22 protein-coding genes are annotated in these 19,803 nt (G+C 39.8%); 12 read left to right on the top strand and 10 right to left on the bottom strand.

The features are described from left to right. Positions 1-83 precede the first annotated feature (83 nt). Positions 84-368: a type II toxin-antitoxin system VapC family toxin gene (locus METLIM_RS17200; RefSeq protein ID WP_004078559.1), complete on the top strand. Its 285-nt coding sequence runs from the start codon at positions 84-86 to the stop codon at positions 366-368. A 105-nt stretch (positions 369-473) separates the two neighbouring features. Here METLIM_RS17200 and METLIM_RS11200 read toward each other — a convergent pair whose 3' ends face one another. Then, the gene (locus tag METLIM_RS11200; protein ID WP_004078558.1) at positions 474-1,253 is read right to left on the bottom strand and encodes a hypothetical protein; all 780 of its coding nucleotides are present in this window, start codon (positions 1,251-1,253) and stop codon (positions 474-476) included. A gap of 185 nt (positions 1,254-1,438) precedes the next feature. Here METLIM_RS11200 and METLIM_RS11195 point away from each other — a divergent pair, with 185 nt between their 5' ends. After that, complete coding sequence (locus METLIM_RS11195) at positions 1,439-2,773, top strand: ATP-binding protein (protein WP_004078557.1); 1,335 nt, start codon at positions 1,439-1,441, stop codon at positions 2,771-2,773. A 430-nt stretch (positions 2,774-3,203) separates the two neighbouring features. Here the strand turns inward: METLIM_RS11195 and METLIM_RS11190 are convergent, their stop codons facing one another. The 5 genes from METLIM_RS11190 to METLIM_RS11175 form a co-directional block, all read right to left on the bottom strand. Beyond that, positions 3,204-3,548, bottom strand: a complete 345-nt coding sequence (locus METLIM_RS11190; RefSeq protein WP_048145950.1) for a hypothetical protein — start codon at positions 3,546-3,548, stop codon at positions 3,204-3,206. Between the two features lie 12 nt (positions 3,549-3,560). Beyond that, complete coding sequence (locus tag METLIM_RS11185) at positions 3,561-3,974, bottom strand: hypothetical protein (RefSeq protein WP_048145949.1); 414 nt, start codon at positions 3,972-3,974, stop codon at positions 3,561-3,563. A gap of 131 nt (positions 3,975-4,105) precedes the next feature. Further along, positions 4,106-4,561 (bottom strand): DUF3226 domain-containing protein, encoded by a 456-nt coding sequence (locus tag METLIM_RS15745; protein ID WP_157202300.1) that lies wholly within the window; start codon positions 4,559-4,561, stop codon positions 4,106-4,108. Further along, positions 4,509-4,754, bottom strand: a complete 246-nt coding sequence (locus tag METLIM_RS15740) for a hypothetical protein (protein ID WP_052300915.1) — start codon at positions 4,752-4,754, stop codon at positions 4,509-4,511. The genes METLIM_RS15745 and METLIM_RS15740 overlap by 53 nt, the downstream gene beginning before the upstream one ends. Before the next feature lie 3 nt (positions 4,755-4,757). Next, positions 4,758-5,849 (bottom strand): AAA family ATPase, encoded by a 1,092-nt coding sequence (locus tag METLIM_RS11175; protein ID WP_004078556.1) that lies wholly within the window; start codon positions 5,847-5,849, stop codon positions 4,758-4,760. Positions 5,850-6,064: 215 nt separating this feature from the next. Here METLIM_RS11175 and METLIM_RS11170 point away from each other — a divergent pair, with 215 nt between their 5' ends. From METLIM_RS11170 to METLIM_RS11160, 3 genes are all read left to right on the top strand, one after another. Further along, a complete protein-coding gene (locus METLIM_RS11170) occupies positions 6,065-7,324 on the top strand; it encodes an AAA family ATPase (RefSeq protein WP_004078555.1) in 1,260 nt (419 codons plus the stop codon). 2 nt (positions 7,325-7,326) lie between these two features. Next, positions 7,327-7,938, top strand: a complete 612-nt coding sequence (locus tag METLIM_RS11165) for an RloB family protein (RefSeq protein WP_004078554.1) — start codon at positions 7,327-7,329, stop codon at positions 7,936-7,938. 165 nt (positions 7,939-8,103) lie between these two features. Beyond that, positions 8,104-8,319 (top strand): hypothetical protein, encoded by a 216-nt coding sequence (locus METLIM_RS11160; RefSeq protein WP_004078553.1) that lies wholly within the window; start codon positions 8,104-8,106, stop codon positions 8,317-8,319. A 74-nt stretch (positions 8,320-8,393) separates the two neighbouring features. Here METLIM_RS11160 and METLIM_RS17195 read toward each other — a convergent pair whose 3' ends face one another. Then, complete coding sequence (locus tag METLIM_RS17195) at positions 8,394-9,275, bottom strand: YecA family protein (RefSeq protein ID WP_004078552.1); 882 nt, start codon at positions 9,273-9,275, stop codon at positions 8,394-8,396. Between the two features lie 18 nt (positions 9,276-9,293). Continuing rightward, positions 9,294-10,109 (bottom strand): YecA family protein, encoded by an 816-nt coding sequence (locus METLIM_RS17190; protein WP_004078551.1) that lies wholly within the window; start codon positions 10,107-10,109, stop codon positions 9,294-9,296. A gap of 299 nt (positions 10,110-10,408) precedes the next feature. Here METLIM_RS17190 and METLIM_RS11145 point away from each other — a divergent pair, with 299 nt between their 5' ends. The 5 genes from METLIM_RS11145 to METLIM_RS11125 all read left to right on the top strand — a co-directional run bounded on the left by METLIM_RS11145 (position 10,409) and on the right by METLIM_RS11125 (position 15,269). Further along, positions 10,409-12,340, top strand: a complete 1,932-nt coding sequence (locus METLIM_RS11145; RefSeq protein ID WP_004078550.1) for an ATP-binding response regulator — start codon at positions 10,409-10,411, stop codon at positions 12,338-12,340. After that, positions 12,337-12,696 carry a response regulator gene (locus METLIM_RS11140; RefSeq protein WP_004078549.1) on the top strand — a complete coding sequence of 120 codons (360 nt, stop codon included), beginning with the start codon at positions 12,337-12,339 and terminating at the stop codon, positions 12,694-12,696. The genes METLIM_RS11145 and METLIM_RS11140 overlap by 4 nt, the downstream gene beginning before the upstream one ends. 11 nt (positions 12,697-12,707) lie before the next feature. Next, entirely contained in the window at positions 12,708-13,862 is a 1,155-nt protein-coding gene (locus METLIM_RS11135; protein WP_004078548.1) for an ATP-binding response regulator, read from the top strand. Beyond that, the gene (locus METLIM_RS11130; protein WP_004078547.1) at positions 13,859-14,536 is read left to right on the top strand and encodes a response regulator; all 678 of its coding nucleotides are present in this window, start codon (positions 13,859-13,861) and stop codon (positions 14,534-14,536) included. The genes METLIM_RS11135 and METLIM_RS11130 overlap by 4 nt, the downstream gene beginning before the upstream one ends. Before the next feature lie 151 nt (positions 14,537-14,687). Further along, the gene (locus tag METLIM_RS11125) at positions 14,688-15,269 is read left to right on the top strand and encodes a hypothetical protein (protein WP_004078546.1); all 582 of its coding nucleotides are present in this window, start codon (positions 14,688-14,690) and stop codon (positions 15,267-15,269) included. A 225-nt stretch (positions 15,270-15,494) separates the two neighbouring features. On the opposite strand, the gene METLIM_RS11120 is transcribed toward METLIM_RS11125, so the two are convergent. Together METLIM_RS11120 and METLIM_RS11115 are read right to left on the bottom strand one after the other, a co-directional pair. Then, on the bottom strand, positions 15,495-16,250 hold the full coding sequence (locus METLIM_RS11120; RefSeq protein ID WP_004078545.1) for a hypothetical protein: 756 nt from the start codon (positions 16,248-16,250) through the stop codon (positions 15,495-15,497). Beyond that, the gene (locus METLIM_RS11115; protein WP_004078544.1) at positions 16,237-17,331 is read right to left on the bottom strand and encodes an endonuclease NucS domain-containing protein; all 1,095 of its coding nucleotides are present in this window, start codon (positions 17,329-17,331) and stop codon (positions 16,237-16,239) included. Before METLIM_RS11115 ends, METLIM_RS11120 begins: the two co-directional genes overlap by 14 nt. Before the next feature lie 379 nt (positions 17,332-17,710). Between METLIM_RS11115 and METLIM_RS11110 the strand changes: the two genes are divergently transcribed. Next, positions 17,711-18,688, top strand: a complete 978-nt coding sequence (locus METLIM_RS11110) for a type II toxin-antitoxin system antitoxin SocA domain-containing protein (RefSeq protein ID WP_004078543.1) — start codon at positions 17,711-17,713, stop codon at positions 18,686-18,688. A gap of 181 nt (positions 18,689-18,869) precedes the next feature. Then, positions 18,870-19,640 (top strand): hypothetical protein, encoded by a 771-nt coding sequence (locus METLIM_RS11105; protein WP_004078542.1) that lies wholly within the window; start codon positions 18,870-18,872, stop codon positions 19,638-19,640. The last annotated feature ends 163 nt before the right edge of the window (positions 19,641-19,803 follow it).

Genomic DNA, 19,803 nt, shown 5'->3' with positions numbered 1-19,803 from the left:
TTATTTTGCAGACCGGATACCTTCAGAATCTCTATTTAATGTTGAAAAAATCCTGAAAAAATCCTGAAAAAATCCTGAAAAATTTGTTTAATACTTCAATAATCACAAATATTGAGTTTCTGGGGTGGTCCGGCCATACAGAAACAGGTTACAGGAAAGCTGTTGAATTCATGAGTTATTCCAGAATATTTTCCTTAAATAAAGAAATTTCTGAGATTACAATTGACTTAAGAAGAAAATACAAAATTAAACTGCCTGATGCCGTTATTGCAGCAACAGCTATAAATTATGACTTAAATCTCATCACCAGAAATGAAGGTGATTTTAATAATATTCATGGACTTGAAATTTATAATCCATTTATATGAATAATTTTGAATTATAATTTGACATCATGTTTTTTTCATGTGGCTGAATTGATGATGCCTTCTGAAGTTATACCATTTAGCCGATAATACATTATTTTTGGGGTTTTAATTATCCGTTAAATAACTCTTACCACCGTCCCCGTAATGAATAACCAAAAATCTCTCTGCATCTTTTACAATATCGGGTATAAATCCGGCAGGTGAGACTGTGGTTGTTTCGATGTATATATAGCCGGAATTTTTGTATTCGGGACCATCTGAAGCAACCCCGACTGCTGTATGCCGGACTTTTGGAAACATCAGCATGGAAACATTATACCCTTCATGTGCAAGCATTCCGATTAAAAGGGAACTCTTGCTGTCACAGTCGCCGCCGTAAGCGAGGGTTTCAGCCGGAAATCTGCCCCCTCTGTCAGTTGCATTTCCCCGGTACGGAATAGCCCGGACAAACGAAGCCATCAGATCGACATATTCTGAGTCTGAAAGATTTTCAGCGGCTTTTATCTCATTTAAGGCCGAAGAAAGTTCGTCATACATGCCGTCCTGTGCCGGGTCGAATATGAAGGCCGCATAATATTCTCTGAGAGTATCGGTTATCTCAGTTCTCTTAAAGATCTGTGCCTCCTTTCGTGCATTCACTGCACCTGTAAGGACATCATTTCCAACCGGAACTGTTACTGAAAATATTTTCCCCCTGAATATGAAACTGTTTGTAATATTTACCGGAGTGTCATCGCCTTCAGGAGTTATGGAAGGATAGATATTATCCCTAAGTGAAATTCCGGACGCTGAAGAGAAGATAAGAAGAAGAGCGACTGCTACAGATATTATCAGTAAAAGGAGAAACCCGGGACGGACCGCTTTTTTTCTCTTTCCGGCAGTCATGACTGTTCACATATGGTGGCTATGTTTATACTCTCCTTCAGGTTTATTAATTCTGATGCCGGAAAATAAGGGCGGGAATATTAATTATGCAGATATTGAATGATTGCATATTTATTAATATCCTCACAGAGAGATTATAATTATCTAAATTACATTGTCAGGAATTATGGAGATCTAATATCTAAATGAGAGTTGAAGAAATTTTATTGGGTACTGAGAACCAGCAGATTGAATTCAAAGAATCGGTTGTGAAGGGAATGTACAAAACATTATGTGCATTTTCAAATACGGATGGAGGATCTGTTCTTGTTGGTGTAGCAGATGATAAAAATGTTATTGGTTTTGATTGTTCCAATGATAACCTTAAGCAGATAAGTGACAATATCGTCAATAAATTGTTAATTCATCCGGTAATAGAATCGTTTTCAGTTAATGGCAAGGAAGTTCTCAAAATTAAAGTGGCCAAAAGTTCATGCCCTGTTTCTTTTGAAGGTAGATATTATAAAAGAATTGGAAACACTACACGCGAAATGCAATCTGAAGATCTGAGAAATTATTTTTTGAATTCAAGTCAGTGGGACTGTATTGCCGGAGATTACGACATTGATGAAATTGATCCTGGATCTGTGGGTGATTTTGTAAAAATGTCTGTTAAATCCGGGAGAATGCCCGAATCTGCATTTAAAGAAAATATTTATGATATACTCAGTCATTTAGGTCTAATCTGTAATGGAAAACTTACAAATGGCGCAATAATTCTCTTTGGTAAAAATCCCAGGAAATATTTTATAAATGCTATTGTCAGAGTTGGTCACTTTAAAGATGAAAATATAATTATTGGAGATAAAGTCGTAAACGGGAATCTTTTCAGGCAGATTGAAGGTGCTGAAGAGGCAATATTGTCTTTTATTAACATTCGATATAATATTACCGGAGATTCATTTAAGCGGGAAGAAATTTGGGATTATCCAATTGATGCAATAAGGGAAGCACTTTTAAATGCTCTGGTTCACCGGGATTATTTTATGTCTAACCGGCAGACACAAATTAAGATTTTTGATGATTTCATCTGGTTTCATAATCCCGGAGGACTTCCTGATGGAATTAGTATTGACGATTTGAAAAGGTTACATTCATCTGTTCAAAGAAACCCACTAATTGCAGATGTTATATACAGATCTGGTTTTATTGAGGTGTGGGGATCAGGTATAAATAGAATTTGTAAAGCTATTTTTGAATCAGGTCTACCTGAACCTGAATTTAAAGAAGAATTTGGCGGTTTTTCAGCTTATTTCAGAAAGTCTGTCAATCTTGATAGCCTCATAAAAAATAGAGATTTAAACGCCCGTCAGCTCCGGGCTGTAGAATATGTTATTGAAAATGGGGATATCAGCAATAGAATATATCAGGAAATAAATTCAGTATCCACTACTATTGCAAAAAAAGAGCTTAGAGAACTTGTTTCAATTGAGTTATTTAAGAAGTGTGGAAAAGGAAGAGGTACAAATTATAAAATTTGATACTATTCTGAACTTTCAAAAAAATCAAAACATATCCAGAACAATAATTTTCAGGTTTAAAAGCGTTGTATTGCCTGATTTTTGAACAATTCCGGCCTTTCACCCATAATAGTTTTTTACAACCATTACCCGATTAGTACCCGATTAGTACCCGATTAGTACCCGATTAGTACCCGATTAGTACCCGATTAGTACCCGATTATTATTCTGTTTATGATCTTTCTCTCTGATCTTTCTCTCTCTTCCCTGATACGGCAGCGTTCCTGAAATCTCTCAATATTACTCTACCCGTTCTTTGTCAGGGAGTTTTTGCGGCCGGAATCTCTCTGACTTATCTGCGATATTGATTTATTTATAGTTATTCTCAGATGTTTTTCTCTTTCGGAATCATCACAGCGGACGAATTCTATTGAATTCAATATGTTTTGTTTTACGGGTACCTCCTGTCACCGTCCCCGTAATGAATAACCAAAAATCTCTCCGCATCTTTTACAATATCGGGTATAAATCCGGCAGGTGAGACTGTGGTTGTTTCGATGTATATATAGCCGGAATTTTTGTATTCGGGACCATCTGAAGCAACCCCGACTGCTGTATGCCGGACTTTTGGAAACATCAGCATGGAAACATTATACCCTTCATGTGCAAGCATTCCGATTAAAAGGGAACTCTTGCTGTCACAGTCGCCGCCGTAAGCGAGGGTTTCAGCCGGAAATCTGCCCCCTCTGTCAGTTGCATTTCCCCGGTACGGAATAGCCCGGACAAACGAAGCCATCAGATCGACATATTAGGAATCTGAGAGGTTTTCGGCGGCTTTTATCTCATTTAAGGCCGAAGAAAGTTCGTCATACATGCAGTCCTGTGCCGGGTCGAATATGAAGGCCGCATAATATTTCTTCAGAGTATCGGTTATCTCAGATCTCTTAAAGATCTGTGCCTCCTTTCGTGCATTCACTGCACCTGTAAGGACATCATTTCCAACCGGAACTGTTACTGAAAAGATTTTCCCCCTGAATATGAAACTGTTTGTAATATTTACCGGAGTGTCATCGCCTTCAGGAGTTATGGAGGGATAGATATTATCCCTAAGTGAAATTCCGGACGCTGAAGAGAAGATAAGAAGAAGAGCGACTGCTACAGATATTATCAGTAAAAGGAGAAACCCGGGACGGACCGCTTTTTTTCTCTTTCCGGCAGTCATGATCTACCTTAAATTATTCTCTTCACCTGATATATTTATTCTCTTAGCAGCAATGAGATTATCTGGCCCATGCTGAATAAACTCCTGTGATACAGTGCACTGTTTCATATATTATCTGTGAACCGGCTGGTTCATGGGTTACTTTTTTGGTCCGTAAGAATTTTAATCAGGGTCCTGAAATTCCCAAAAGCTTCATGATCGAAATCAAGTATCCTCTCTTTGGCAGCAACTCCGATGTCTTTTATATATTTATTGTTTGACGAAAAATATGTCTGCAAATAGGCTTTGGAATAATTTTTAGGCTTATATTTTCCATTATTACCAACACATTCATGAAATGAGTCAACACATTTCATTGCATGATCTCCGGAAAAACTCTCAACTATTAAATCTTCGAGCATACCCGGTTTATCCATAGGATTTATAATAATTATCCAGGATGGATCTCCTCCGGATAATGACATCTGTTTTTTTGGCGGGGTAAATTTTAGCTCTTTTAATGTTTCAGCTATCTGATTAAATGCAAGTTTGGGATCATTGTCGGCATCCTGCAGGATACCTATTTTTTTCAACGGATTTAAATTCACTTGTCATTGAAAGGGCCTTTAATTCCTTCTTCAGTTTGTCTTTACCATGCAGGGGGATTATCTGTATATCATCCGGAACTATGCCGTCACTCTTTCCTGAATCTGTAATATGTCTGAAAAATTCATTAAAAAAGTGGTTCTCATCGCACCCTTCAACAATGAGAATGATCTTCTTTGTTATCCGGTTAGTCATGAATTACCTGACCTCAAATTCATTCTCAATTGAGATGTCAAGTGATTCACAATCATAGTATGTCGGAATGATTGAATCATCGGTTTTATCAAGTCTGATTAAAGAAAAATCATAATCACTGCTGCTCAGTGTTTCATGTGCAGCCTTAATGCACTCCAGGCTGTGTGTAGTTGCAAAAACCTGTACATTATATTTTTTTGAAACACTGTCAATGACTTCCCAAATCTTATTCATTATTGAGTAATGGAATCGATTTTCAATTTCGTCAATAAAAATACAGGAATTTTCAGCATTAATTATCCTGATTATTATGGCCATTAATTTATTAATTCCTTCGCCAAGAAGAGATACCGGAATCAGTTTCCCGATACCAATATTGGCATGAATTACTGAAGTGTTACCCATTGGAATGGTATTGAGAGCAATAAGTTTTGGTTCAATAATCTGCATTATTGGTATTATCTCTTCACTTTTAAGATTAATTTCAAGTTCTCCCAATAATTCAGCATTTTCTTTGGGATTTGTTACTCTTCCTGAAGAGAGGAAATAACTAACATTTGTGGGTTTATAAGACTGCTTTATACTTATGCCACCCGGCCATATCACAATATCATTTGATAATTCCTTTTTTTTGGGTTCAGTACTTTTTAATTCGAGTGCAGGATAATACTGATCCATTATATTTGATGAATTGGTATGAATCTGATTGTATGAGTTATTCTCTTCTTTAATTGAAGCAGGGATGTTTATTCTTCTGCTGGATTTGATTGAAATTTCCAGCATTCTTCGATGGTTGTCTGAATAAGTTCCGGAAAGTTCTATTTTGTTGGATGTATTGTAGTTATAAAATATCGAATCCCAGGTAGTTTCAGTTGATGAAACTCTGTTCTTCAGTTTAATAATGTCATATCCTCTAATTGCATTTACAACAGGTACCAACTCAGGATTCAGCACGCCACAGTGTATGAATAAGGCTTCAAGTACAGCAGTTTTTCCAACATTATTCTTCCCTGCAATCAGATTTAAGCGTTTTAAGTCCTCTATTTTTAATTCTTTAAAGCCTCTGAAATTTTTAATCCCGAATGATTTGTACATCTTTCTGCCCCTTATTTATTTTACAGATTTCCTGCCGATATTTGGCTGTACACAGACTGAATAGTATATTTATCTGTGTGCTATTGTAATACAAATGTGCTGTGAATGATATTGATTTATATACGATTAATAATTATGCTCATTTGGATCGTTAGATTCTACGATTTTTTCGTAGAATGATAAATTATATTATCTCTCAGGGCACTATAATATTCATGCTGATTGAGTACAGTGTCGAAAATTTCCGTTCCATTTCAGAGAAAACGACACTTTCTATGCTGACTTCAAAAGAGATAAAGAAAAAGCATAATTTAATCAAAATAAAAGGCATTCCCGGCATTACAAAATTACTGAAAAGTTCAGTTATTTACGGTGCCAACGCATCCGGAAAGACGAACCAGATTCGTGCACTTGATCTCATCAAATTTATTGTTTTAATGTCTAAAAATCTCAATAAAGGGGATAAACTGCCATATTTTCCGTTCATGCTTAGCAGTGGGTATGATGAGGAGCCTACATATTTTGAGATAGATTTTATCAGCGGAAAAAAGGAGTATAAATATTCATTCTCATACAATGCAGATGAGATTATCTCTGAGGAACTGAGTTATTTCAAAAATAAAAATGAAATCAGGGTTTATTGCCGGAAAAGAGATCAGATTGAGGTGTCTGTGGATGAAGATGAATTAAGGGGGCTATTTAAGCATACCGGAGACAATGTACTCTTTTTGTCAAAGGCAAATAATGAATACAAACCGTTTGGTGAGGTTTTTGAGTGGTTTAATGTCAGTCTTCAGTACATCGGACAGACTGCTGCAATCAGGGATGATCTCATCATTGACTACATGAATAAATCAAAAGAAAATAAGAAGAGAGTTTTAAATATTCTTAAAAATGCAGATTTTGACATTGAAGATGTATCCGGTGAAAAGATTAAAATGGATAGATCAGAAATTCCGGATTTCATATTAAATATCATTGAAAAAGAAACAAACAAGCCTTTGAAAGATGAAGAATTTTCAAAAACCGAACTTAAAAGTATTCACAGGCGAGATGATGGCAGTGAATTCATTTCGGAATTTGAAGAATTTGAATCCGCAGGAACCATTGTCTTCTTTAAAATGCTTGGAGTATTTCTTGATGCCCTTGAAGGTCACCAGAGAATTCTTGTGATGGATGAGTTTGATACAAGGCTTCATCCTGATCTTATCATGTATCTGCTCAGAATATTTCATGATGAGGAATATAATAAGGCAAACTCACAGCTGATCGTCACAACCCATAATACAAGGATACTCTCACAGGATTTCTTCAGAAGAGAACAGATCTGGTTTACAGAGAAGAACAAAGAGAAAAGGAACACTGAATTATACTCCCTTTTTGACTATGAAGACCGGGTTGATCGTTCGGTAGAGAAAGCATATCTCTCAGGACGCTATGGAGGATTGCCGGATATCTTTTACGGGAGTATTTAGGGATGACAAGAACTCGAAAATCCCAAAAACGGCAGATAAACCCTTTAATACTGATCTTTTCAAGCGGAGAAACGGAAATTAATTACTTCAGGCTCAAAAAAGGTGATCTCAGGGGTAACCGGAATATCAGAATTGAGGCAGTACATTCTAACAGAAAAACTGCGGTAGATCTTGTCAGTTATGCGAAGCAGAATATAAAGGCAGGGGACTATAACAGGAACAAAAATGATAAAGTATTCCTGGTTATGGATCTGGATGATGCCAGAGACGGGGATATTAAATCGGCAATGAAGAAAATGCCTGAAAACATGAATCTCATCATCTCAAACCCGGACTTTGAATTCTGGTTTCTCCTGCATTACCGGTATTATCAGGATAATCTTGCCTGCCGGGAGCCTATCGAAAAACTAAGACAATATGAAAGAAATTATGATAAACCGGATGTTGATAATATCTATAACTCTCTGAGGCTGAAAGAGAAAGACGCGATAAAAAATGCAGAAAGGCTCAGAAAATTTCATGAAACTGAGAATCAGTGCCCGGATCTCCATTCTGTTTCAGTAAATCCATACACAAATGTGGATGAGCTGATCTCATTTCTGAATTCTTTGTAAACTACAGGTCATCATCAGAAATAATCCGGGATTATATCTGTTCCTATCCACATTTTTAAGGTATATCGAAAAGATAAATATATACACAAATTATCAGCCAGGGACAATTTTACAGAAACTTAAATCTAAAACCCAGAATAACTTAAAGAAGGAAGCACCCGATATATGACACGATTCATAATGACACCATCCGACATTGAGCAGTTTATGACCTTCTCCGGCCTCACAAAAGAAGAAACCGGCGGTAAATTCACAGACGAAGAGATTGCCGCAATGAACAGAAAAATTACCGATGCAGTCATAGCAGAAGAGCCGACCGATGTGAAGATAATTCCGTCAATAAAGCGCAACAAAGAGCTTATTTTAAAAAACACTGCCTGATGTGGCAATATGATAAAAACAATTATTTGAGGACCTCTTCTTACCGGCCATGAAAAAAAGTATGGCTGAAATAATCATAACTCCGGCAATTCCGGAGTATAAGCCATTACAAACTCCTTATTGTTCTCAATAGCCCAGATATGCTGAATAGCAATTAAAGGCCCTTCAAAGAGAAGTGTATCCGGATAATGCTCCTTAAACAGATTATAACAATTCCATAACACCTGATAATCATCCGGATTGTTATACCTAAAGAGCATCAGAGACAGGATTGAGAGAGTAAACGGTTCTTTGACCGGTTTATTTATCAGTTCAAGAATATCCTCTCTGAAATCACACGGACTGAAATGAATCATATCGGCATAGCAAACCATAATTTCGGAATCATAACTCCCATTCATCCTCTCTAATAAATATGGCCCGGCAGAACACCCATACTTCATTGACATCCTGATCATCAGGGATTCACTGATCTTCTCACAATTATCGTCAATATAACTGAAGAACCCGTTCAGGTCATTACAATCCCCGAACATTTCAGTAAACTCCTCATCAAGAGAACCTTTGATTATTACATAATCATCCCTCCTCTCAAGATAATCAATCCCGCGTGTGGCATCGCTGTAAAATTCTCTGATACCCGTATTCCATTTGGTTCTTAGAGGTTCAAAGAGATCTTCATCCAGTTCCGGAGTGCCATAATCAGGAATCTCTTCAACATCCAGCGGTTTTAAACTGAATTCCGGAGCTTCGCACTCGCTCCCGGCAAACATCGCATTATAAAGGTCCTCAATGCCGCCGGATACATAAGACTCCTCACTTTCTCTATCATATGTTTCAATGCAGAATTTCTTATCTTCCTTACTCTTTTCCTCATCCTTCTTCATACAACATTTCTTGTATTTCTTCCCGCTTCCGCAGGGGCACGGGTCATTTCTTCCTGTTTTTTTAGCCATGATAATACCTGAGTTTATTTACCGGAGCGATTCCATCCGGGTAAGTGCAATAACCGGCCCGTCAGAGAGGCTGGTATCCGGATAATACTCCATAAAGAAATTATAGCAGTTCCATATCATATTAGCGTCCTCCCGTATATTATAATATGACAGCTCAATGCAGAGAATCGAGAGTACATAAGGACTTTTCGGCGGAGCATTCATAACTGCCAGAATATCCTGCCTGAAATCACACGGGCTGAAATGGAGCATCTTAACGAACATCTCTGCCAGATGCTCAGATTCTGTCTCAATCAAACGTTCAGAGATAAAATGCCCTGCATCCTGACCAAACTCCGCTGCCTTTTTCATCGCTGATGCATAGTGTCCTATACAGGTCAGCTCATCAAAACTCCCGAAAAACACTTTTGGATCATCAGAATATTCAGTTTTTTTCCCGATTTCCCTCCCTGGCATTTTAACCTCACAGGCAAGCGTATCAAGCTCCTCCTGATGCTCCATACCACAGCTCAGCTCGTCATAAAAAAGCTCCGGAGGACTCATTTTAAAATTATTCAGTTCATTTTGATCAAAGAGAATGTGTCCGTGCGGGAAAGGCCCGTAATCAGGAATCCTGTCAACCTCAATCGGGGCAAAAACCTCATATTCCTCCTCCTCAGAAAAGAGATCAGCTTCATTATGGTTCGCAATATATTTCCGGAACTCCTCTGCAAAACGGCTCTCATCCTCCTTATCTTTTTGTGCCTCCAGCCGGTCTTTATTCATGCAGCATTTCTTGTATTTCTTCCCGCTCCCGCATGGACAGGGATCGTTTCTGCCGGTTTTTTCGCTCATAATTCACATCTTCAGCTTTCTGGAAAATAATACATAAATTTATTATTTCGTGTTTAAATAAACTGCTGTTATAGATATACTGCCCCATGTACCATGGAGGGATGACTGCCGGAATCGGAGCATATCAAAACAGTGCAGAAGAGACACATCATATCTACTGATAATACATCCATAATAGATCAGATCGCTCTGCAATGTCATTAATATTGTGACCTTTTGGGGCATAAAATTTCACCCAAAGATTTCTCCGGAAATAAAGCCGGGATATGTATATATACTAATAAAGAATATTTTCAGACATGAAACTCCAGACAAGAGTAGTTCTGATATTTGTCATAATTTTCTTTCTGGTAACTGCACTTGTCGGAGTAATACTGCCCTCAGCCATCCATGAACAGACCCTGAAATCAGCAACAGAAAGCTCATCTCTTCAGATCTCCCTCATTGACCACTCCATATCAGCGTTTATATCCTCGGCAAAAAGCCATGTCCTTGAACTCTCGCAAAACCCGGCAGTCCGTGACAGAGACGACAGCGGGTTTACAAATTATCTCAACGCCGATGAAGAGACCTTTATTTTAAGCCCGGATGAACAGGAGCAGGGGATAATAACAATCCTGAACAACTACCGGACAACAAACCCGTATGTGAATTCCGTTTATATGGGGCGGGAAAATGGCGCATTTGTGAGATCACATCCCCGTGGGAACAACACTGCATATGACCCAAGGGACCGGCCATGGTACATACTTGCAGAAGAGAACCCCGACTCAGTCGTTATCACCGGGACGTACCGTTCTGTCACAACTCCGGATATGAACATCGGCGTTGTAAAGGCCCTTGTTGACGAAAACGGCACATTTTACGGGGTTGTAGGGGCTGACATAACCCTGGAGGGCATATCAGATTTCATATCCGGAATCGACCCTGAAGGCAGCAGCCAGTTGATAATTTCGGATGAAAACGGCATAGTTCTCACTTCATCAGATGAATCCCAGAACTATAACGACATAAGGCGGTTCTTAAAGGACGGGACCTTCAGTTTCCTCACTGAAGAGAGCGGCATAATCCGGACGGATAAAGGCTATCTTGTACACAGCATATCGTCTGAAACCGGTTGGAAGATAGGCATACTGATCCCGTTTTCCGACATCGAAACCGAGACCAACGAGGTAATTTTTATGGTCCTTGGCTATCTGATAGCCGGACTTATACTGCTCTCTGTGATCTCAGTCTTTGCCCTGAACCGTGAGATTATAAGACCACTTGAAGAACTGACCGGGGTCAGCAGAAAGATTGTCGAGACCGGAAACCCTGACCAGAAGATAACCGTTAAGTCCTCGGGTGAAATCGGCATTCTTGAAGCTGCCTTTAAGGAGATGCTTGAGAAGATAAAGACAGAAGAGAGAGAGATTAAAGAGGCACTGGGAGGTGAGAGGCAGGCAAAAGCGGAACTTAAGAGAGCCAGGGACGGACTTGAAGAAGAGGTTAAGGCGAGAACGGCCGAACTTGCGGAGGCGAACGAGCACCTAAAGGACCTTGACAGGCTCAAGTCAATGTTCATCGCCTCAATGAGCCATGAACTGAGAACACCTCTAAACTCCATAATCGGTTTTACCGGGATACTTCTGAAAGGCTGGAGCGGGGAGATCAATGACGAACAGGAGACACAGCTTAAAATTATACAGAGCAGCTCAAAGCACCTGTTAAGCCTGATAAATGATGTAATTGACATAAGCAAAATAGAGGCCGGAACCGTTGAACTTTCATACTCATCCTTTGACCTTGTTTTTGTTCTGAAAGAGGTCATGGACTCATTTAAGGAACAGGCAGAAGAACAGGGCATCTCCCTTAAATCCGACCTTCCCGGAATGATTAATATCTACGGTGATGAAAGAAGAACAAAGCAGATAGTGCTCAATCTGGTGAGCAATGCCATTAAATTCACTGATGAAGGTACAGTGACATTAAAGGCAGAGGCCGTGGATGACTCCGCCGTAATTTCGGTGGCTGACACAGGGATTGGAATTCCGGAAGAGAAGATCTCCGGACTTTTCATGCCGTTTTTCAGGGTGCATACAAAGGGCAGACTTACCGAAGGTACAGGACTTGGCCTGTACCTCTCAGAAAAGATAGCCCGTGCACTTGGGGGTGGAATTACGTTTAAGAGTATTTTAGGGCAGGGCAGTGAATTCGCCCTGACAATACCGCTTAGGTGCACAGAAGAATGACGACAGTACTTGTAATTGAGGACAATCCAAATAACCTCTACCTGATACGGTTTATACTTAAAAAGCACGGGTTTGAGGTTACTGAGGCAGACACAGGAAAGAAGGGAGTTGAAAAGGCCATTGAAGAGAAGCCGGACATCATACTGATGGACATCCAGCTTCCGGACATTGACGGATTTGAGGCGACAGGGAGAATCCGTCAGTCAGAGGAGGCAGCCGATATTCCTATAATCGCCCTTACCTCCTATGCAATGACAGGCGATCGTGAGAAGGCACTCTCGCTTGGCTGCACAGGTTATATCGAAAAACCGATAGATCCCGATAAGATTATTGCCCAGATAAAAGAATATCTTTAGGTGAGCCGGTTATGAAAATTCTTGTAGCAGATGATCTGAAGGCCAACAGATATCTCCTTGAATCTGCCCTTAAAAGTGCCGGCTATCAGGTAATATCTGCAAATAACGGTCTTGATGCCTTAAACATCCTGCGTAAATCTCCGGTTGACATGATAATTACCGATGTCCTTATGCCGAAGATGGACGGCTTTCAGCTCTGCCGTGAAGTGAAGGCAGATGAAAACCTGAAAAATATCCCTTTTGTCTTTTATACTGCCTCATATACAACTCCTGAAGATCAGAAATTCGGGCTTGACCTCGGTGCTGACCGTTATATTATAAAGCCGGTTGATCCGGACGAGTTCCTCTCCGTTATCCGGGATATTCTCTCTGAAGCCAACTCGATTGTCCCTTCAGAACCGGAGACCGGAGTCGTGCCGGAGGACAGTTTTCTTCAGGATTACAACCGCAGAATTTTTGCCCAGCTTGAGAAGAAGATAGAGGAGCTTGAAGAGAAGAACCTTGAGCTTGTTGAGTCACGCAGGGCACTTGCGGAGAGTGAGAGGAGGTACAGGGAACTTTTTGAGAATATCAGTGAGTCTGTTTTTCTCCATAAATGTCTCTTTGAAAGTCCGCAGGGGGTCATTGTTGAGGCAAATGAGACTGCATGCAGAAATCTTGGCTATTCCCATGACGAGCTTTTGGATAAGATGATCGGTGAGATCGCTCTTACCCCTGCCGGTAAAGAGGCAGGTGCAGGATATGACCGGATTGCCCTTATGGGTAGGGTCTCATTTGAGGCCGAGTTTAAAAGAAGGGACGGTTCGTTATTTCCTGTCCATGTGAAGGCAAAGTTAATTGAATTTGGCGGGGATAAATATATACTGTCACTTGTGCGTGATCTGACTGCCGAGAAGGCGGGTCTGAAGCGTGAATCTGAGGCACTGGAGAAGATTGAGGAGAATCTCATTCAGCTTTCGATCTTAAATGATGAAATTAGAAATCCTCTTGCTGTCATTTCCGGAATCGTCAGCATTGATGAGGGTGAGAGTTCAGAAGAAATTCTTAATCAGGTTGAGATAATAAACAGTATTGTATCAAGGCTTGACAGGGGCTGGCTTGAGTCCACAAAGATCCGTAATTATCTGATAAAACATCACGGTTTTAGTGAGGATGGGGTAAAATGATGAAGTTATTAATTGTTGATGATAATAAAATGCTGGTTGAGATCTATACTACCGGACTTTCGGAGAGGGGCTTTGAAGTCCTGCATTCTATGTCCGGTGCTGAGTGTCTGGATCTCCTGAAGAATGAAGTGCCTGATGTTATACTGATGGATATTATGATGCCCGGTATGGATGGCTGGGAGACTCTGATGCAGATCCGCTCAAATCCGAAGACGAAGAAAATTCCGGTTCTGATGCTCACAGCAAAGGCTCTGACTATTGAGGATATTAATCTTTATGGCGGGTATATTGACGGGTTTTTGATTAAGCCTTTTACTCTTAATGCACTTTCTGACCGTATTAACGATTTCTTTAAAATCAGAGAGGAGTACCGGGATATTGTTCATAATGCTCATCAGAGGTGTTCAGATTCTGCCAAGGTTGATGAGTGGGCGGAGTCTGGCCGGCAGTTTTATGTCCTTAAGAAACTTGTAAAGGTTTTTGAGGATGAATATGGTGGGATATTGAAGGAAGGGGCGATTAAGACCGGAATGCCGGATACACTGGATCAGATTATGGAGAAGTGCCGGCTCAGGAGTAAGAGGTTTTATGACCTTACTGATGAACTCGGGCTGTCAGATCTGCTGCCAGATGATTTGATGGATGATGATGTCTGTAGGGTGAGGCCCTCTTAGGAGGTCTCCGGATTTGGGTCAGGTCTGTTTTTTGCGGGCATTTCTGCTGACTCGCTGTTATTGTCCGGCAGATATGGCGGCGGAATTTAATATAATTTTTCCGTGGGGTAAAATAAGTGCCAAACGGGCCTGATAATGTACAGAAAATATTTTGAGCATTCAGGATATATTATCATTATCCGGGGTGTATGGCATATCTTCTGTTGATTATGAAGCTGAAAGTTCATGGCGGGTAAAACTGCATGAGCATTTATCATGGATATTCAGCAGAAATAATTTTGACTGCAGTGAATCCATATCGTCCGGGATTAGTCCTGAAGAGTCCGGCTATGGCAGCAGAATTTTCCGGATTTCAACCGAATTGTCATTAACAATACTTGCTAAATGTTATGGCATTAAAATCCCGGACATTGCCGGGGTAAAGGATTATATGGACAGGCATCCGGAAATTGGCGATGTTGTACTCTATGCCGGAATTCTGACCGCTGAGGAATTTTCAGAGGTTTTTAAGGATACAAAATCTCCCGAGAAGGCAGTTTCTGAGATATCCCTGGAGTTATACAGAGATCCTGCCGGTTTTGACAGCTACCTGATACTGTATCTCCGGCAGGATAATTATGACGATGATGTTACAGACCGGCTGGATAAGATATTTGACAAATATGAGCCGGCCCTGAGGAATGTTTCCGGCTGGCTGCATCTTACAGCTGATTTCAGATCATCAAAAGGTTAGTTTTGCCGGTGCGTTTTTTGACTGTAAGTTAATGTTGTCACCGCCGTGTTAAAAATAATCGTTTGTGCCGGTTTTACAAAATCTAAGTGCCATTATATCTCCTATGAAACAGTGCACTGTTTCATTCATTATTTGTTAACCAGCTGGTACATGAATGACTTTATTAAGTGCTGTCTCCTGTTGGGTCCGGATTATGTCTGAAGAGCGGCAATATTTAAAGGGTTTTTATCTGAAATAATTATCCAGATGATCAAATATGTGCTTTATTTCAGGTTTTTCAAGTCTTCCGTATCTTTCCAGAGCTTCACGGCTATACTGTATTTTAAAAAGAGTCTGGAGCAGAAAAGGATATTTATCAAATAAATCACCCAGTTTATCCAGATTCGTTTCGTAACCACTGGATTTAGGGTCAAGTAATGCCAGAATATCTGCATAATCCTTTATGAGTTTACTTCTGTCCCAGTCTGGATCATTGCTTGAATTATTCTCCACCCTGAAGTTTCTGTCCCACGCTGCCTTTAATTTTAAAAATATCAGAATTGTCCGTGTAGGTATATACATACTGCAAGTATTGCGGATAGATTTTAATGTGACATTTCCTTCAGTTATTGAAAAGTGAAAAGGGATGTCCTGACCTTCAAATGGCTGATTTAGTCCTTTTGGAATAAAATCAATTATTATTTTTCCGTAATCTGTATTTTTCTCAATTCCTGAAGGCATCTGAAGTTCTCTTCTGCTCTCAAGATAACCATGTTTTTTTCTCAGGTAGTATTTAAGATCGTTTCGTATGTCGCTTGTAGTTATGATATCGATATCTACAGAACCATACCATGAATTGTATGCATCAACAGCCCATCCGCCGATAAGAATTATCTGTGGATTTTCCGGATTAATACCTATATTTTTAATCCAGGACTGAATAATCTTTAATTCATTCAGGGATTCTCTGATAATTCCGGGATTTATTTTATATTCCGGCATAAATCTTTAAAAGCTCTGTTGTATGGTCACGCTCACCAAAGCCCATTCCTGCAAGATCCAGAAGGGCAACTGCGGGTGATACTATTCTGACAGATTCTATTATTTTGGTTTCTTTGAATACATCTCTGTCAGGAATGTAGATACATAATTTTACAGTAGGATTTCCTGAGTTTTCATCCGTAAAATATGAATATTCAAAATTATCAGTGAATGTTTTTATATCATTTTTGTTTAGGTATATATCTGCTGTATCATGACGGAATGCATATCCGGTATAAAGACTTCCGGCAGTTCTTCCTGTAAAGGCATGGGGTATTCCGGCTGAATCAAGATTTTGGGTTATTGATACTGCTGCCTGAAAGGAATTATCAAATTCCACGAATATTTCTTTGTGAAGGAGATTCTTCATTGGCCTCTCCCATGCTATTCCGTTGAGGATCTTCTTTGTGTCTGTTATTCTGGTGGAAAAATCTTCTTTTTCTGCAATATTTTGATCGATCAGCGAATTTATTGTTTTATGTGCCCAGCCATATGATACTCCCTCCTTTTTTGAGATCTGCCTTATTGATGATTGCCCTTTTAGGAGGCGGGAGACGACTTTCCATGATTTATCAGATGTAATTTTAACTCTGGATGTTGCAGGGAATTTTACATCCTGATTTTTTATAACTAAGTCCCAGGGGAGTTTTATTGTTGTTATTCCTGCTTCTTCTGCAAGTTTACTGTTTTGTGTGTCAATTGTTTTTGAAGCAAGAACCGGAACAATTTTTATCCTGTCTGTGTTACTTTTGTTCTTTTTTGCTGCCAGATAGCAGTAGAAGTTAAGGTGTGCTATTGCATCCAGTGAGGCCCTGTTTTTTATTTCTATGTAATAGATTGTATTTCTATCTTTGATTATTAAATCCGGCTGGAAATAGTCACTGATTATTTCAGGTTCATATGGTTTGGTGTCGGTCTTTTCCTCTGATTCTGATGTTGTTTCTGAAATGCCCGGCGTTGTGTATTTCGGATTATCTCCATCTTTTAATCTAAGATAAGAACGGATATATTTTTCAGTATCTTTCAGGTTCATCTGTTCCATGTTAATGTATCCTTGTTTTGTGATAACTATTTAATGTTATCACTGATATGTTATACTAAATTGTGATAACTATTTAATGTTATCACTGATATGTTATACTAAACTGTGATAACTATTTAATGTTATCACTGATATGTTATACTAAATTGTGATAACTATTTAATGTTATCACTGATATGTTATACTAAATTGTGATAACTATTTATTGTTACCACTGATATTTATATTCTGAGACTAATAATTGTCTGGGCATGATGGTGACAGATGCGGTGTATAGGTGTGAAAATAGGGTTGGTATTTATATAAATCCGAAATAAGAAGCATGCTGATATGCAAAGGAAAGTTTTTTTAAGTTATTGGGATATATTATTGATATCCTATGTCCTGCGCGAAGTCTTTGAATGCGATATTTTACGCTTTGGAGAGATACCCTGATGCAGGGTCAAATAAAATAATATATATCCCTTTTATCGTTGACCTCATCTCTTATAACCAGATTGGCACAACAATTCTGGATGACACATATCTCCGGATGCCATACGGCCCTGTGTCTGCATATGCCTATGACAGAAGTGAGGAGTATTTTTCCGTAGATCTGTCTGAGTCTGAGAGTGCCGGAAAGGATGCTCTGGATGTCACTTCTCTTCTTAAAAAAAAGCCCGATCTCAGTAAATTCAGCATATATGAGTATTACCTCCTGCTTAAGGTATTGAGAAAGGCCATGGATATGGAGAACGGGGAACTCTCAGGCTATGTCAGCAGATTTAAACTCTGCTCCGGGGCTGACGAAAGTGGAACAATTCCGCTGAAGAAGTTTTATCTTGATCCGGACGATGCGGGAAAACTCAGCTGCTTTGGTTTTTCACATATCAGTGAGGAGCAGGAGTTTACACGGAGTATCAATCTCTTCTCAAGGGAAGTCTCCCGTATGGGCAGACCTGACCCGGTTCTTGTAAACTGGAAATTGGGTGAGATCAGGGAAAAATTTCCGGAATCTTTTGGTGACCTCTTTTATGAAACCTATCTTGTCTGGGATGAGGCCTTCAGGCTGCTTGTTAAGGACTATCACATTTTTGCCGATCTGTTAGGGCGGCAGTTCTGCGAAAACTATTGCATAGCTACAAATGAATGCGGTTCTACTCAATACAGCAGTCTTGTAAAATGTGCATATGACGATTACAGTGTAAAGATACAGAATATCCGTGATTTCCTGCTTGACGGGGATAAGTTCTCCGGAAAATCTCCTCAAAAAACATCAGATAAGGCCTTCATTGAACTGATGAAGTCGTGCAGTAACTCCCTGCATATTAAAAAACACAAGGTAGATGCACTTTCGGACGGCAGTATGCAAATCTGAGAGCCGGAAAATCTGTGAGTTCTCTTTTTCGCGCCATTCAGGCGTATTTTTTTTCTGACCGGAAAGTTAATCTGAGATTTTCAGGCGTTTTCCTGCCCGGAAAAATCCGGAAAGCCTGCCCTGTCTGTGCACCGTAAACCGGTGAAAACTGATTTTTTTGAGGGAAAAGAGGAAGAATAATATGAATTATGATGAAATAAATGATAATATGGCTGACGAGGACATGACTGACAATACGGATATCAATAACAATACCTCCGGTGAGGATATGACTGACAATACAGGCAGCAGAGAGATTAATAATGATCCTTCCGGTGAGGATATGACTGACAATACAGGCAGCAGAGAGATTAATAATGATCCTTCCGGTGATGAAAAGAGCGGTGACCTGAAATTTGCGCTTGAGAATTCAGTTCTGCTCGTTTTGGGGGCAAATAAAAAGAAGATCTCCCTGCTCCTCCTGGAGAAGATATTTTTTGTCCTAAAGCTCAAGGAAGTCTCCGGCTACACGGAGTTTGAATTCCATCCGCATGTGATGGGTGAATATTCTGTTCAGCTTGAAGATGCGGTGATAAACCCAGAATATCTGAAAGGTGCATGGAAATACACCCTCCCGGATTCAGACGATCATTACAGCGGCGGGCATATCGTCCTGACAGAATCGGGCAGGGACATGTACAGGAAGAGTATTCACAGGCCTGGCGCTGATGAGGACTTTAAAGGCTATCTGAAGAATATCCGTGCTGTCAGAAAAGCTTACAACGAATATTCTGATGCCGGAATGCTCATGCTCTCCTACAATACCTTCCCAAAATATGCAGAGAGGTCTGACCTATATGAAGAAATATATGCCCAAAGGGAAGCTATAGCCAATAAACTGCTGAAAAAAGGCAGGATTGACAAAGATAGATACAGAGAGCTTGCGGTTGATGAATGGCACAGATGGCAGTGATCCCACCTGACTCCTATGAAACAATAACTGTTTCATTCATCATCTGTGAACCCGCAGTCTCATGGGTGACTTTTTTTTTGACCGGAAATCCGGCTTAGGGCCGGCGGGAAATTTCTCCCTGTAAATATCGGCGTATCTCTGCTCTCATCTGATGACTTATACC

Source organism: Methanoplanus limicola DSM 2279, assembly GCF_000243255.1.
GTDB lineage: Archaea > Halobacteriota > Methanomicrobia > Methanomicrobiales > Methanomicrobiaceae > Methanoplanus > Methanoplanus limicola.
Note: the sequence above shows the minus strand (reverse complement) of the source record. Positions and strands in the feature narration are given on the sequence as shown.